The sequence below is a fragment of the Pontibacter diazotrophicus genome (assembly GCF_003367245.1).
GTDB classification, from domain to species: Bacteria; Bacteroidota; Bacteroidia; order Cytophagales; family Hymenobacteraceae; genus Pontibacter; species Pontibacter diazotrophicus.
The window spans coordinates 1-15,042 of the sequence record NZ_QRGR01000055.1 but is presented as its reverse complement, the minus strand read 5'-3'; the positions used below and the strand labels follow the sequence as shown (position 1 = coordinate 15,042).

The window sequence follows — 15,042 nt, the reverse complement described above, 5'->3', positions numbered from 1 at the left end:
CGAGCAGACCTTCCTTGCCTTCTAATAATCCTTCTACACTTACCTCCATCCTGCAAAGCTACAGCTACTTTTAGTTTCGCACAACTCCTTAGCCTGACGGCTATGGTGAAAACACACAGCAAGGGCAGCAATACTCATAATCTGACGGTATTAGGAGCAGGGGGAGGTTACCCCGCAAAGCCAGACTTTATCAGCGCAAACACAGCGTAGTTAATCATGTCACGATAGTTGGCTTCTACTCCTTCAGAGATTAGCGTCTGCCCTTCATTGTCTTCTATCTGCTTGGTGCGGTACAGCTTCATCAGAATAATATCAGTAATGGAACTTACACGCATGTCGCGCCAGGCTTCGCCGTAGTCATGGTTCTTGGCGTTCAGCAACTTGATGTTCTCTTCAATATGGTGCGTGTACTGGCGCTCCACTTCCTCAGCAGGCAAATTCATATCGGCATCGGCCGGCAGGTGCAGTTGCATCAGCGCAATGATGCAATAATTAATGATGCCTACAAATTCACCGTTTATATCGTCCTCTACCAGCTGTTTCCCCTTCTCCTGAATAGAGCGGATGCGTTGCGCTTTGATAAAAATCTGATCAGTGATAGATGGCAGCCGCAATACGCGCCAGGCAGTACCGTAATCCCTCGTTTTCTTCACAAAGGTGTCTTTGCAGCGGCTTACTACCTGATCATATTCCTGAAGTGTTTGATTAATCAACTTTTTAGCTTTAATTTTAAAATCAACAGATTTACATGCCAACTTTGGAAGCGAAAGATACGCTTTTTAGCACAAAAACCACACTGAACTGCCGCGGAAAGCTCCTGCCCCTGGACACCCCGCAGGTAATGGGCATTCTGAATGTTACCCCCGATTCTTTTTACGCCGGCAGCCGCCTTGGCTCTTTAGCGGAAGTACTTCAGAAAGCCGAAGCCATGCTGGCTGATGGCGCTGACATACTGGATATTGGCGGTTATTCCTCGCGCCCCGGCGCAACAGACATATCGGTGCAGGAAGAGCTGGACAGAGTTGTGCCAGCCATCGAAGCAATCCTAAATAAAATTCCGGAAGCAGTCATTTCCGTAGACACGTTCAGGGCAGCAGTGGCCGAAGCGGCCGTAAGCGCGGGTGCTGCTATTATCAACGACATTTCAGGTGGCAACTTAGACGAGTCCATGTTCGAGACGGTGGCCAGATTGCAGGTGCCTTACATCCTGATGCACATGCGTGGAACGCCACAAACCATGACAACGTTGGCTAAGTATGAAGATGTAATAGTGGAAGTAGTGGATGAGTTGCAGGAACAGGTTGTCAGGCTAAAGCAGTCTGGCGTAAAAGACATTATACTTGACCCCGGCTTTGGCTTTGCCAAAACAATAGCACATAACTTTGAATTACTGCGCCGCCTCGACGAGCTCCGTATAGTTGGGCTACCGATTCTGGCGGGGCTTTCGCGCAAATCGATGGTGTATAAAACACTTGGTATCGAACAGGCTGATGCGCTAACCGGCACAATAGCTTTAAATATGATAGCGTTGATGAAGGGCGCAGCCATTTTGCGGGTGCACGACGTAAAAGAAATGAAGCAAACAATAGAACTTTTCAAGAAAACAAAACTTTGATTTTTTTATTCAGCATAGGTTTTTTAGAGATTGAGCTGCTCGATATCATCGATATCCTGCTGGTGACAGTGCTGCTGTACCAGTTGTACAAGCTCCTGACAGGCAGCGTGGCACTGAAAATTTTCCTGGGCCTGCTCTCTATCTACCTGCTCTACCTGGTGGTGCGTGCCGCTGGCATGGAACTGCTCAGCATTATACTGGGCCAGTTTATGGGCGTGGGTGTGCTGGCAGCCATCATTGTGTTTCAGCCTGAGATACGTCGCTTCCTGCTGATGATAGGCAAAACCACTGCCTTTAACAACGATCGCTTTTTCCGGGGCTTCCCGTGGCGCCGTGAGCAGAGCGAAAAGCTGAGCCTTACACCCTTTATTGAAGCCGCCAAAACCTTAGCCGGCAAAAACACGGGGGCTTTAATTGTCTTCTCAAAAAGCTCTGAACTGAAATACTATGCCGAATCCGGCGATTTGATTGATGCTGTTATCTCGAAGCGCCTGCTCATGTCTATCTTCAACAAGAACAGTCCGCTGCACGATGGTGCCGTCATTATTTCAGGCAACCGGATTAAAGCTGCCCGCTGTATTCTGCCTGTTTCTGAGAACCAGGAGATTCCGGCATCTATGGGTTTGCGCCACCGTGCCGCCATCGGCCTGACGGAAATCACGGACAGTATTGTGTTGGTGGTATCGGAGGAGACAGGCCAGATAGCACTGGTGCGTAACGGCGAGGCATACCGCAACCTTTCTTCCGCTGACCTGCGCATCAAGCTCAACCAGTTCCTGTTCGATGCTGACCAGAAATCAGCTGCGGCAACCACCGAGAAATCTGTTAGTGCAGCTTAAGAGCCTGTCTCTTTTGCTGCACTGAAATTATACCCAGCAAACTTCAGCCCCTCCGGAGCCTGAAGAGCCAATAGCCAACCGGCCCCAGCACGGGCACCAACCACAGGACAACCATCCAAACCAGCCGCTGGTTTACGGTGTAGTGAGACCTGAAAATCAGGTGCACCAGCGATACAACGACCAAGGCATAGTTGAGTGCTACAAGTAAAAAGATGAAGGGGTATCGCGCAAATAGATCCATTCTTTATCAGGCTGTTTTTTCTCTGTTAAAACAGCATCTCACTAACGAACCATACCAGGTACATAAGTGCGGGGGCGCAGAGCAGCAGGATCATACTGAAATTTACGCGCGTCCACTGTGGGTTAAACAGCATACTGATATAGGCCTCTGCCGATAATAAAATCGAGAAATAAAAGGTAATCTGCAGCAAAGTGCCAACCACATTTGCCTCATCTCCGCGTATTCCTGCCGTAGAGTAGGCCAAAAACGACACCACCAACCATGAGAGTACTGTGCCTAACAGCATTTGCCCCGGCTTTATCTTTATATTGTTCATTTCCTGTTTAATTACCTTTTATCAGATGAAGATATAAAAAATAAAAGCCACTCCCGCATCCGGAGTGGCTTTTCTGCAGTTTGTTATGCGCTGAGTCTATTGGATGACGCCTAGCTCCTTGCCAACCTCGGTGAAGGCAGCGATGCACTTATCAAGATGTACCCTGTCATGCACAGCGGAGAGTTGCACCCGGATACGTGCCTGCCCTTTCGGCACCACTGGGTAATAGAAACCGATTACATAAATACCTTTGTCCAGCATGCGGGCAGCAAACTCCTGCGCCAGTGGGGCATCATACAGCATCACCGGTACAATCGGGTGGTCGCCTGGCTTGATGTCAAAACCTGCTTTGGTAATATTCTCGCGGAAATAGCGTGTGTTCCACTCCAGCTTGTCGCGCAGCTCGGTGGTAGCGCTCAGCGTATCGAGCACGGCGATAGAGGCTCCCACAATGGCCGGAGCCAGCGAGTTGGAAAACAGGTATGGACGTGAACGCTGCCGCAACATATCGATGATCTCTTTGCGCCCGGACGTAAAACCACCCATCGCGCCACCAAGTGCTTTACCCAGTGTACCTGTAATGATGTCTACTTTTTCCATCACGTTATGGTATTCATGGGTGCCGCGGCCTGTCTTGCCCATAAAGCCTGTGGAGTGAGAGTCGTCCACCAGCAGCACCGCATTATACTGCTCTGCCAGTTCTGCGATGATGTTCAGCTGCGCTACGGTACCATCCATAGAGAAGGCGCCATCGGTCACGATGATGCGGTGCTTGGCATCCTTTGCTTCCTGTAGCTTCGCCTCTAAATCAGCCATGTTGTTGTGCTCGTAGCGGAACCGCTGCGCCTTGCATAAACGGATACCATCAATGATAGACGCATGGTTCAGAGCATCCGAAATAATGGCCGACTCTGCATCAAACAAAGGCTCAAACACACCTCCGTTTGCATCGAAAGCGGCCGCATACAGAATGGTATCTTCGGTGCCTAAGAACTCAGAAAGCTTCCGCTCCAGCTCTTTGTGTATGTCCTGCGTGCCGCAGATAAAGCGCACCGAGCTCATGCCGTAACCGTGTGTATCAATGGCCTCCTTTGCGGCCTCAATTACGCGCGGGTGCGCCGAAAGGCCCAGATAATTATTGGCGCAGAAGTTCAGCACATGCGGCTGCTGCGTGGTATCAATGTCAGCACCCTGTGGCGTGGTAATAATGCGCTCCTGCTTATACAAGCCTGCCTCTTTGATTTCGGCAAGCTGCTGTTCTAAATCTGCTTTTAACGTTCCGTACATAGTTTCGTGGTTTGTTAGTTAGTTATACTTGCTCCTCTCTGGAAAGTGTATCTGTTTATATTTCAGGCTTACGAAAGATTAACCTGATAAAGCCCTGAGTCCAGAGTAAAAGAACCTGCCCCTCCGAGGAGGAGAATTTCTGCAAGAGTAAAATATTCCCCTCCCCGGAGGGGTAGGAATGGGTAAAGACTCTTTTTAATTTTTACCTGATATCACTCCGCTTTCTTACTCTTTACCTTATACACCTGTTCCGTCGCCTTCGTCTGTCTTTGGGGGCGGGCGTCGCATAACGGGCCTTGGGCGCGGTGGCTTTGGCCTCGGCTGCTCTTGTTCTTCCGGCGCTTCCGGTTTAGGCGGCTCCTGCTCCGCTGGCGGGGCTGGTGGCGCAGGTCGCTTCATGATAGGCCGCGGCCTTGGCGGCTTCGGCTTTTGCTCCGCTTGTTCTGTCGTTGCTGGTGCTTCAGGCGCAGGCTTTACCTCAGCCTCGGGCTCGGGCTCAGGTTCTGCAGCAGGAGGCTTTTGCAGGGCTACGGGGCGCTTCATCACCGGCCGTGGGCGTGGAGGTTTTGGTGCTTCTTCAGGAACCGGTATTCCTCCTGTTGAAGTATCCTTCTTAGCGGCCTCCTTTTCAGTTTCCGGAGACGGCTTTTGTAAAGCCGTTGGTCGCTTAATGACAGGGCGCGGGCGAGGTGGTTTCGGTTTCTCCTCCGTTGAAGGAGCCGCCGGTACTTCTTCAGTTCCTGTTGTCTCCCCTGTTTCCTGCGGTGGTTTTTGCAAAGCTGCCGGTCGTTTGATAACAGGCCTCGGACGCGGTGGCCTTGCGGCTGGCGTTTCTTCTGTAGCGGCTTGCTCTGCAGCCGGGGCTTTTGTCTCTTCCGGGTTTTCTTCCGGCTTTGGCTGCTGCAACGCAGCAGGCCTTTTGAACACCGGTCTTGGACGGGCAGGTTTGGCTCCCTCCGTAGCAGGCTTTTCCGTGCTTCCTTCTGCTGTTGCTTCTCCTTCTGCTGCTGGTTTTGTTATGACCGGCCGCTTTATAACCGGTCGCGGACGGGCGGCAGGACTTGCCTGCTCTTGCGCTGGCTTCTCTGTCGCCTCTCCTTCTGTAGCTGGCTTTTGCAGCGCGGCAGGCCTCCGCACAACCGGCCTTGGCTTCGGTGCGGCCTCTGCTGCATTCTCCTCGGCTTTTTCCTGTGGAACAGCGGGCGTGGCCGGAGCATCTGTAGTGGCCGGAGCACTGGCTGCAGGACGCGCAGGGGCAGCTCTTCGGGCAGCAGGACGGGGCTTTTCAGCGGCTATAGCCGGGGCAGGTTTCGGAATATCCTCCTCTGCGAGGTGGTACCGTAAACGTACGTTGTTCACCTGCATCTTTACGGCTATATAAAAGCTGTTCGGGTGCATTTGCGCGTACATTTCCTGCCATGCCACATAACGCGCCGGTTCGCCAGCCTCAAAGGCCGCTTTGTTTATCCGCTTCTTTATCAGGTATTCTTCAAACGTCATACTGCAAAGGCTTTACCTACCTGCTTTTACCCTGCAATTTACAGGCTTCGGGTTTAAATGTGGCGTTCTTCTAAAAAATACAGGTACTCCTCTACAAAGATAAGAAAATCCATTTGCTGCCACAGGTGTCTTGTCCCCTCAGGATGCGTCAGCATTATCTCCATTGAACCTGCCTTCAATTTATCTTTTTTGCAATCTTCCTCTTCCTTTGCTGCACGGTTGGCAAAATTATCTCATATCGATTTAAAGGCCCGGTTTACCAGTTGCTGAGTTGCTATGCATAGCCACAGGTATCGCCCTGCTTGCTGCCTGCCTTTCTTAAGGTGCACACTTTCAGGATTGCCTTGAATTAGGTTACTTTGCGCAATATCATTCTTCAAAATGGCAAACACACCTGACACGATATTAGTAATTGGAGCCTGCGGGCAGCTAGGGTCAGAACTTACACTTGCACTTCGCGACATCTATGGTGGCGCCAATGTAGTGGCATCCGACGTCACTCCACCCAGGCATGCAGACTTGCGCGACTCCGGCCCTTTTGAGCATGTGGACGTGCTGGACACGAAAGTGCTGGGAGAACTGGCCTCGAAGTATAAATTCAAGCAGATTTACCACCTGGCCGCCGTTTTATCGGCTACCGGGGAGAAGAACCCGAAGTTTGCCTGGCGCCTGAATATGGAAGGCCTCTTTAACGTGCTGGACCTCGCGTTGGAGCAGCAGGTAGAGCGGGTTTACTGGCCAAGCTCTATCGCGGTTTTCGGCCCCGGCACTCCCCGCCACAACACGCCACAACAAACCATCATGGACCCAAATACCGTGTATGGTATTAGCAAGCAGGCTGGTGAGCGCTGGTGTGAATATTACTTTCAAAAGCATGGCCTGGATGTGCGCAGCCTCCGATATCCTGGTTTGATTGGCTACAAAGCGTTGCCGGGTGGTGGTACCACAGATTATGCCGTAGACATTTACCATAAAGCTATAGAAGGAAAGACCTTTGAGTGCTTCCTGAGCGAAGACACGCACCTGCCGATGATGTATATGCCTGATGCCCTGAAGGCTACGCTGGACCTGATGCATGCTCCGGCAGAAAACATCAAAGTGCGTGACTCCTATAATTTGAGTGCTATGAGTTTTTCGCCTGAAGAAATCACGGCCTCTATCCGGAAACACATTCCTGATTTCGATATTGTTTACAAACCAGACGCCCGCCAGAAAATCGCTGCGTCCTGGCCTCAGACCATCGACGACAGCGCTGCCCAACAGGATTGGGGCTGGAAACCAGCCTATGATTTAGATGCCATGACAGCAGACATGCTGCATAATTTAAAGAAGCTGAAGGCAGAGCAGGCGGTGTAGCTATAGGCTGAGGTGTAACTATGTAAATAAAGGAAGAGGCGATGTCACGGCATCGCCTCTTTTTCGTCTGAATCAGGATTTACGGGATTTATAGATGAACAGGATATGTGTTGTATGAATCTGAACCAATATAATTCAGAGCAAATAATAACCGCACATAAACAGATATACATGAGCCGGTACAGCTTGCAGGGATAATGGTAGCAGCATGAACTTCACCGCACGTTAAGCACGTACAGTTGTTCAATTTATGAAAATGGTTATCCTGCCCATCCATAAATACCGTAATCCTGATCTATGATCGTAAACGCTATACCGGAAGGCTGGGAGGTTATTTATCAACAGGCGCATGGCGTGCTGGCGGCACAGCTGGCATATTACCTGAAGCCGGAACTGCAGTGCCAGTATTGGGTAGAGACTATCATCGCCATTGCCAACCACGATAACCGGCAGAAGGCCTGGCGCGGGAAAGACGGCCTTACACAGGCTGGTGCTCCTGCTGATTTCACACTGCAGCCTAACACCCTGGAGCAGGCGCGGGACCTGATGCATGCGGTGCGCTTCCAGAGCCGCTGGGTAACGCTGCTCACGTCTATGCACATGAGTTACCTCTACGAAAGTAGGCGCGGTCAGCAGAAAAGCATTGACGTCTTCCTGGATGAGCAACTGGCACTGCAGCAAGATTGCCGCCAAAGCATCGGCATCAGCCACGAGGACGCAGAGAAGGCTTATGCTATTATGCAGTGGTGCGACCGCCTCTCGCTCATCCTTTGCCGAAATGAACTCCCGGCTGATGAACGCGCACTCGAGATAACGCAAGGCCCTGACGGGGAAACTTATTTTGTAAGGCAATTGAAGGACACTACGGTACAGGTGGAACCCTGGCCTTTTGCAGCAGCGCAACTACAGGTGCAGGTAGAGTTTCGGGTGCTCGAACAATTACAGTTTAAAGACGATGAGGAGTTGGCAAAGGCATTATATGAGTCAGAAGTTAAGTACAAGAAGATAAAATTTATAAAACATTAGATTGTATATTTCTTTTACATGCATATTTATATATATTTAACGTTCTAACTTAAATTTATCTAACTTAAACTTAAATGTATATGAAAAACAGACTTAAATTACTTGCCCTTGCCTTCGGTTTTACATTTGCCGCTCACGCACAGTCTGCGGAAGATGCCACACTTAAACCTATAGCAGGAAATAAAACCATAGAAGTAGGCTTAAGCCTGAACGGCGGAATCAATGGCCAACAAGTAAGGTTCCGTAAATTCAAGGGCAATGAGTTAGCTTATCGCTACGGGGCCAGCGTCTATTACGATTATGATAAAATAACAGAAGAGGCCAACAGTTCCACATTTAGTTTGAGCTTTGCACCGGGAATGGAAAAGCACTTTGCAGGCACAAAAAGACTTTCTCCCTACATAGGCTTCACGGTTCCGCTTGGGGTTGGCAGGAGTCATTTTGAGGATGCAACTGTAGAAGTGAAAGGCGCAACGTCAACCAGTCCAGGCAATTGCAACAGAAACTACTTGTCAGCTAGGCTGAATGGACTGGCAGGAGTAGATGTCTATATTATCAAAAATTTATATGTTGGCTTTGAAATTGGGCTTGGTCTTGGCTATACAAAGTACGGTGATGTGGAAGTAAACTATAAGCAAGACGACTTAGGTATCAATACTCACACTATAGACGGATATCATGGCTTTAACTTCAACAACTTCGCGCACAGTGATATAAGGATAGGATTTGCATTTTAATTGAACGCCAATATTCCATTGACAAAGGCCATTTAACACATGTTAAGAGGCCTTTGTTTTTAACAATATCCTGTCGCACTTCGTCTATACTTCTATAACAGCACCTCTATAACAGCAGCAATAAAGAGAAGAATTATGACAATAATTGAGTGTAATGACGACCACCTGAGACTACTGATTTTTGAGAAAGAAAAAGTAATTGTAAAGTTTATAGACCCGGCCTGTGAGGTGTGCAAGCAATTAGCCCCCTCCTTCACCCGCTTCTCTTCCGACCCTGCCTACAACGATATCACGTTTGTACGCATGAACGCTTCTGAGAATCCGGTATCGAGCAAGGAGGTAAGACTGACCGGAACGCCCTTCTTCGCCACTTACCGCAAAGGCACGCTAAGGGATTGTGGCGTAGTAGCCACAGAAGAAGAGATAAAAGCCCTTCTTGATAGCTTAAAGTAGCTGTTACTGAAAAATTTACGGCACGTCTCTTGCCGCATATAGCTGAATAGAGAAAAGGTGTTTAACTTGCGCCTCTTTTTTAAAAATCAGCTAATTCTGTGAATAAATTATTTCTACAAGCCATTGCCCCCCTGCTTTTTACAGTTCTCACAGGCCTTGCCCTGCAAAGCTGTTCCAGCACAAATAAGCTGAATACCGCTGCACCTGCAGCCACTGCCTCGGCAGCACCTGTATATAAGCCACAATTATCTTCTATTACAGTGCCTGTTTCTATCTCTATCGCCGCCATGGAAAGCAGGCTGAACCAGGAGATAGCAGGTGTGCTGTACAAGGATGACAACCTGAAAGATGACAATGTGGCCGTCACTGTTACGAAGAAAGGGAAGATGACGGTGCGGGCTGAGCAGGATAAGGTGTACTTTAGCATACCGCTGCAAATTTACGCGAAAGGCCGCTGGAAATGGGACCCGTGTAAGTTCTGCCCTGCCATCGACAAGACAGAAGACACCAGCTTCGACATGGTTATCAAGACTGAAAGCCGCATTGGGCTGACAGAAGACTACCGCATCAATACCATTACGAGCGGCGATTTTGAGTGGGGAAATACAAAACCAACCATAGAACTGGGGCCGCTCAGGATTGGCCTTGCCCGCTTTGTGGAGCCTGCCCTGCGCCAGCAGATGAGCACCCTCTCCAAACAACTGGACAAGGAACTGCAGAACCATCTCGACCTGAAAAAATATGTGGCGGATGCCTGGCTTATGGTACAGGAGCCAGTAAAATTAGATGATGCGACCAACACATGGCTGACGGTAGTGCCGAAGGAAGTACGCATGTCGCCGCTACAAGGCAAAAACGGCTCCCTCAACACCCGCCTTGGCATTACCTCTTATATCACGGTTACCACCGACGGTAAGCCCCATCTGCAACTGAATAAAAACCTCCCAAAACTAATTGTCGACAGCCGCATGGGAGATGCCATACAGATTGGCTTAACGGCAAATATTCCCTACGCCCACGCCAGCAGAATGGTGCATGACCAGGTAGCCAACCAAACCTATACATTTGATGACGGCAAAAGCCAGATTACTGTAAAGGATGCCGCTATCACGCCCAACGGAGAACAACTGGTGCTGATGCTGGATGTAGACGGAAAAACCAAAGCAGGCTTGTTCACCAAGAAAATCGTAGGCAAAGTATACCTGCGTGGCACACCTTATTATGATGCAGCAACGGCTTCCATCAAGGTACGCGACGTGGATTATGACCTCGATACCAAAGATAAATTACTGAACACAGCCAGCTGGCTTGCTAAAAACAAGTTCAAGGACATGATTGAGCAACAGGTAAATATACCGGTGCAAAACCAGATAGATGATGCCAAGAAAATGCTGCAGGCTACCCTGGACAAGCAGAGCAGAGTGCATGAGTCGCTGCTGCTTCGTGGCAACATCCAGCATATTACTCCTGAGAACATATACCTGGCACCTGACGGCATAAAAGCAGTTGTGAATGCAAAGGGCACACTAACGGCTACAGTGGATAACCTTTAAGCGCAGAGCGTCTGGACTTCTGGACAAAAGACAAAGGACACTTAGGCATAAGACACAAGATTTTGGTAACAGCAAGGGCAGCTACACGAGAGCTGCCCTTGCTGTTTTATATGCACAAAAGTAACGCAAACTACAGTGCTCCTACTATTTTTCCTTTATTCCATTATCATTAGCCTAAATGTCTTTTATTCCTTTGTCTACAGAACTACAGCTTCCCCAACGGCTCCGGGCTGTTGAACACCCTATCCGGTACCAAAGACGGAGAGGAAATATGAAAAATTTCAAAGTCGCTTTGCGGGTTGCTGCGGTCACTGGCTAGTTTGATTTTCCCGTAGTCCTGGTAGCCAGACCAGCGGCGGGTAAAGATAGGTGCCTCATCGGTAGAGTTCCGGAAGAAAGCCCATTGTGTGACGAGTCCCTTTTCCTGGTCCACCCAAACTCTGTATTTGTTTTGAGGCGTTAGTCCAACCTCATCAAAGGTCATCTCCAGCACATCGGCACTTGCACCATCCATGGTGGTTTCCTCTCCCATGTACTTTAGCGAAACGCCTGGGTCCTGCAGCTTAAACGGCATCACGAGCCAATAAGAGTTGTTAATATAGCGGGCATAAGTTCGCTCCAACAGCTTCTGCTTCTCCTCCGGGTCCTGCAGTTCCTGACCCTCCACATACACTTTGCCGTCCTTGGTCCGGGTGTTTATCACGGCCACTATATTCCCCATCTCCCAACGGAAGCGGCTTTTTTTCTTATCCCAGATCTGGTACTGGTCGTTGAAAGTCCAGGCGAGGTAGCGTGTGCTGTTCCAGGCATTTTGGCCGCCCATGCTATCCAGCACCTTTTGAGCCAGCGCCTGTGCTTTGGGGTCATTCTGCGGCATGTCTGGCAAAGCTGCTGCACCACATATAGCTGAAAGCGACATGAAAACCAGGCAAAACAATAGCATAATGAATCTGTTTACTTTGCAATACATCACTGAAATGCTAAACTGAAATGAACATCCGTATTTTGTACTTATCGTACGCCTGCTCTGAATAGTTACCTGCTTTAGCTTGTTCGGACCTCTAACCGTAAGTTTAACCTAAACTTGCTGCTGCCGTATCACAAGAAGATTTAAAGAATAACATTCTAGAAAGCCTATGGCTGATTATACTGCCAAGAGTACCTTTTCTTTGTTTAAAACCTCCGCATCAGAGTTTATAGACAATAACTCGCTGCTTTTGGCCGCAGCGCTGGCTTTCAATGCCATTTTTTCCATTCCACCACTTTTAGTGATTATTATCCGTGCGGCAGGGTTTTTCTTAGGAGAGCAGGCGGTATCAGGTGAGCTATCAAACCAGATATCGAGCGCCATTGGGCCAAACGCTGCCCAGGAAATAGAAACCATTATACAGAACGCACATCAAAGCGAATCTTCCGGGCTGGCTTTCTGGATAGGCCTTGGCACATTAGTTTTTGCCTCTACCACCTTCTTCGCTACACTGCAGCAGTCGCTTAATATGGTCTGGAACCTGAAGCCCAAGCCAACGAGTGGTATTCTGAACATGCTGAAGGTGCGCCTTTTTTCTTTCGGCATTGTGCTGAGTATTGCCCTGCTGATGCTCGTATCGTTGCTGCTCAGCACCGTTATCTCTATTCTGAGCGACTATTTATCAAGTATATTCCCTGACATAGGAGTTTTTGTTATCCAGTTAGTAGACATTGTGCTTTCAGTTGGTATTATCACAGCACTTTTCGGGCTTGTTTTTCACTACCTGCCTGATGCTATTATCCGCTGGAGGGACGTTTGGGTTGGTGCCTTTATCACGGCTGTGCTCTTTACTATTGGCAAGGTGTTGATAGGCTGGTTTATTGGCACCAGCGACCCTGGTTCTGCCTATGGGGCAGCAGGCTCTATGGTTGTCATCCTTGTCTGGATTTACTATACCTCCTTGATTGTGCTTTTTGGAGCAGAGTTCACACAACAGTATGCAGAAGCATTCGGGCAGCGCATCCGGCCTAAACATTTTGCTGTTTTTGTAGAGGAGCGTGAGGTTGTAGAAGAGAGAAACGATATAGCCAGCGGCAGACCTCAGCCAGAAGGGCGGTTTGAGCCGAAGAAATAAACCAGCAGCAGAGGAGTGAGACGCGAGTTCACCACAAGGCCTTCTCTGGTTATAGATTGATAAATAGAAAGAGCCCCTTACGTGATTAGCAGGGGCTCTTTCTATTTATCTTCTACAGCTTTTCTTACGCTGTTTGCTTCTCTTTTACGGCTAGCTGCCCGCAGGCAGCGTCAATGTCTTTACCACGGCTGCGGCGCACATTCACCTGCACACCACGGTCGGCGAGATAGTAAATGAAATCCTGCCAGCGGTCATCGTTTGTGTTCTGGAAGTCAGCGTTCTCAATCGGGTTATATTCGATGAGGTTGATCTTGCACGGGATTATTTTCGAAAAGCGTAACAGCTCCTCGGCATCCTGCAGGGTATCATTGAAGTCTTCAAACACAATGTACTCATACGTTACTTTGCGGCCAGTCACCTCATGGTAATGCTTCAGCGCATCTGTCAACGCCTCCAGAGAGTTGGTCTCGTTGATAGGCATTATCTGGTTCCGCTTCTCATCGTTCGCCGCGTGCAGCGACAAAGCAAGGTTCGCTTTTACACCATCATCTGCCATCTTCCGAATCATTTTGGCGATACCTGCCGTGCTCACCGTGATGCGGCGGGCTGCCATGCCCAAGCCATCGTGCGCCGTAATGCGCTCAATGCTCTTCATTACGTTGGCATAGTTCAGCAATGGTTCGCCCATACCCATGTACACAATGTTACTGAGCGGCTCCCCATACTGCTTCATGCTTTGCTCGTTAATGCGCACCACCTGGTCGTAAATCTCGGCGGCATCCAGGTTACGGACACGGTCCATGTAGCCGGTGGCGCAGAACTTACAGGTAAGCGAACAGCCTACCTGACTCGACACACAAGCGGTTTTGCGCTCGTTGTGCGGAATCAGCACCCCTTCTACAATATTGGCATCGTGAAGTCTGAAAGCAGACTTTATCGTGCCGTCAGAACTCAGCTGCTGCGTAGCCACCTGCACACCGTTGATCGCGAAATGCTGCTCCAGCTTCTCGCGCAGCGCCAGGCTCACGTTGTTCATCTCCGAAAAAGACTGTGCCGAGTGCTTCCAGAGCCACTCGTACACCTGCTTGGCACGGAAAGGCTTCTCCCCTTGCTCCACCAGCCATGCCTTCAGATCATCCAAAGACAGCTTCCGGATATCTTTCTTATTAAGAATATTTATATCTGCAATCAAAGTCATACTGCAAAATTACAAAAATCCTCAGGCTTTAGTTTCAATTTTCGCCTTTACTTCATCAGGTAACGACATAAGTTTGCGCACTTTATAATTGAAACACAACATACCTGTTTTGGCGCGCGCCACTTCCTTGCCATCCTGGTTCAGAACGTGGTACGAAATATCAAAACCGTATTTGTTTAAATCGTCGAAGGCCATTCTAATGTTGAGTGTATCGCCATAGAAGCTTTCGCCTTTGTAGCTGATGGCCACGTCGGCCATAATCAGGCTGGCACCACCAAGGTCCATCTCGTTGTAGCCAAAGTGACCTAGCAGTTGTAGCCGCGCTTCGTGCAGGATAGACAGCAGGGCATCGTTTCCGAGGTGGGCACCATAGTTTAGATCTGTGATACGGACAGGGATGTTTGTCTCGAAGTGTGTATGCGCGGGAATGTTTACCTGTACTCTTGCCATAATTTAATTGTGGATTGCTGCCTGTTGATTGTTAACTGGTTTGCTTGCTAAGTGGCTGAAAAGGAAGAGTAAAACAACTACTTAACAGTGTTGCCATACAACCACAGATATTTAGGCGCCGGCACATAAAATTAGCAGCATATTCTGCTGCCAGCTATTGCAGGCTGTGTCTTACATTGCTTAACTTTGTAAAGTAACGCAAAAAAGATGCACCTCGAAATACGACAGACCAAAGACGGCTCGGTAATTCTATAAAAGTAATGTTAGGTTGTAGTTAGCCACAAAGAAACGTATTGCCATCAGGTGCCTCTCGAGCTTTTTAGAGAAGGAGAGGGATTTCCTGACCAAGCGAGCACATCTCTGCCTGAG

Annotated in this window: 16 protein-coding genes and 1 pseudogene; 8 read left to right on the top strand and 9 right to left on the bottom strand. The window is 49.1% G+C overall.

Annotated elements, in window-relative coordinates; genetic code table 11:
• Positions 1–167: 167 nt before the first annotated feature.
• The gene (locus DXT99_RS26160) at positions 168–713 is read right to left on the bottom strand and encodes a DUF1599 domain-containing protein (RefSeq protein ID WP_115568558.1); all 546 of its coding nucleotides are present in this window, start codon (positions 711–713) and stop codon (positions 168–170) included.
• A 35-nt stretch (positions 714–748) separates the two neighbouring features.
• Between DXT99_RS26160 and folP the strand changes: the two genes are divergently transcribed.
• Positions 749–1,615: a dihydropteroate synthase gene (folP, locus tag DXT99_RS26155; protein ID WP_246001061.1), complete on the top strand. Its 867-nt coding sequence runs from the start codon at positions 749–751 to the stop codon at positions 1,613–1,615.
• Positions 1,612–2,454: a diadenylate cyclase CdaA gene (cdaA, locus tag DXT99_RS26150; RefSeq protein WP_115568556.1), complete on the top strand. Its 843-nt coding sequence runs from the start codon at positions 1,612–1,614 to the stop codon at positions 2,452–2,454. Before folP ends, cdaA begins: the two co-directional genes overlap by 4 nt.
• A gap of 43 nt (positions 2,455–2,497) precedes the next feature.
• Here cdaA and DXT99_RS26145 read toward each other — a convergent pair whose 3' ends face one another.
• The 4 genes from DXT99_RS26145 to DXT99_RS26130 all read right to left on the bottom strand — a co-directional run bounded on the left by DXT99_RS26145 (position 2,498) and on the right by DXT99_RS26130 (position 5,798).
• A complete protein-coding gene (locus DXT99_RS26145) occupies positions 2,498–2,695 on the bottom strand; it encodes a PLDc N-terminal domain-containing protein (protein WP_115568555.1) in 198 nt (65 codons plus the stop codon).
• 25 nt (positions 2,696–2,720) lie between these two features.
• The gene (locus DXT99_RS26140) at positions 2,721–3,011 is read right to left on the bottom strand and encodes a hypothetical protein (RefSeq protein ID WP_115568554.1); all 291 of its coding nucleotides are present in this window, start codon (positions 3,009–3,011) and stop codon (positions 2,721–2,723) included.
• Positions 3,012–3,107: 96 nt separating this feature from the next.
• Positions 3,108–4,298 carry a glycine C-acetyltransferase gene (gene kbl / locus DXT99_RS26135; protein WP_115568553.1) on the bottom strand — a complete coding sequence of 397 codons (1,191 nt, stop codon included), beginning with the start codon at positions 4,296–4,298 and terminating at the stop codon, positions 3,108–3,110.
• A gap of 237 nt (positions 4,299–4,535) precedes the next feature.
• Complete coding sequence (locus DXT99_RS26130) at positions 4,536–5,798, bottom strand: hypothetical protein (RefSeq protein ID WP_115568552.1); 1,263 nt, start codon at positions 5,796–5,798, stop codon at positions 4,536–4,538.
• A 381-nt stretch (positions 5,799–6,179) separates the two neighbouring features.
• Here DXT99_RS26130 and DXT99_RS26125 point away from each other — a divergent pair, with 381 nt between their 5' ends.
• From DXT99_RS26125 to DXT99_RS26105, 5 genes are all read left to right on the top strand, one after another.
• Entirely contained in the window at positions 6,180–7,154 is a 975-nt protein-coding gene (locus DXT99_RS26125; protein ID WP_115568551.1) for an NAD-dependent epimerase/dehydratase family protein, read from the top strand.
• A gap of 297 nt (positions 7,155–7,451) precedes the next feature.
• Positions 7,452–8,180 (top strand): DUF3891 family protein, encoded by a 729-nt coding sequence (locus DXT99_RS26120; RefSeq protein WP_115568550.1) that lies wholly within the window; start codon positions 7,452–7,454, stop codon positions 8,178–8,180.
• An 80-nt stretch (positions 8,181–8,260) separates the two neighbouring features.
• Positions 8,261–8,917, top strand: a complete 657-nt coding sequence (locus DXT99_RS26115; RefSeq protein ID WP_147294323.1) for a hypothetical protein — start codon at positions 8,261–8,263, stop codon at positions 8,915–8,917.
• A gap of 135 nt (positions 8,918–9,052) precedes the next feature.
• Complete coding sequence (locus DXT99_RS26110; protein WP_115568548.1) at positions 9,053–9,370, top strand: thioredoxin family protein; 318 nt, start codon at positions 9,053–9,055, stop codon at positions 9,368–9,370.
• 98 nt (positions 9,371–9,468) lie between these two features.
• On the top strand, positions 9,469–10,923 hold the full coding sequence (locus DXT99_RS26105; protein WP_115568547.1) for a DUF4403 family protein: 1,455 nt from the start codon (positions 9,469–9,471) through the stop codon (positions 10,921–10,923).
• A 205-nt stretch (positions 10,924–11,128) separates the two neighbouring features.
• On the opposite strand, the gene DXT99_RS26100 is transcribed toward DXT99_RS26105, so the two are convergent.
• Positions 11,129–11,866: a DUF6503 family protein gene (locus DXT99_RS26100; protein ID WP_181885281.1), complete on the bottom strand. Its 738-nt coding sequence runs from the start codon at positions 11,864–11,866 to the stop codon at positions 11,129–11,131.
• A 193-nt stretch (positions 11,867–12,059) separates the two neighbouring features.
• On the opposite strand from DXT99_RS26100, the gene DXT99_RS26095 reads away from it, so the two are divergent.
• Positions 12,060–13,025 (top strand): YihY/virulence factor BrkB family protein, encoded by a 966-nt coding sequence (locus tag DXT99_RS26095; RefSeq protein ID WP_115568545.1) that lies wholly within the window; start codon positions 12,060–12,062, stop codon positions 13,023–13,025.
• 124 nt (positions 13,026–13,149) lie between these two features.
• Here the strand turns inward: DXT99_RS26095 and rlmN are convergent, their stop codons facing one another.
• The 3 genes and pseudogenes from rlmN to DXT99_RS27645 form a co-directional block, all read right to left on the bottom strand.
• Positions 13,150–14,223 (bottom strand): 23S rRNA (adenine(2503)-C(2))-methyltransferase RlmN, encoded by a 1,074-nt coding sequence (gene rlmN, locus DXT99_RS26090; RefSeq protein WP_115568544.1) that lies wholly within the window; start codon positions 14,221–14,223, stop codon positions 13,150–13,152.
• A 21-nt stretch (positions 14,224–14,244) separates the two neighbouring features.
• On the bottom strand, positions 14,245–14,673 hold the full coding sequence (locus DXT99_RS26085; protein ID WP_115568543.1) for an acyl-CoA thioesterase: 429 nt from the start codon (positions 14,671–14,673) through the stop codon (positions 14,245–14,247).
• Positions 14,674–14,922: 249 nt separating this feature from the next.
• A pseudogene (locus DXT99_RS27645) lies at positions 14,923–15,042 on the bottom strand (IS1 family transposase); the annotation flags it as partial.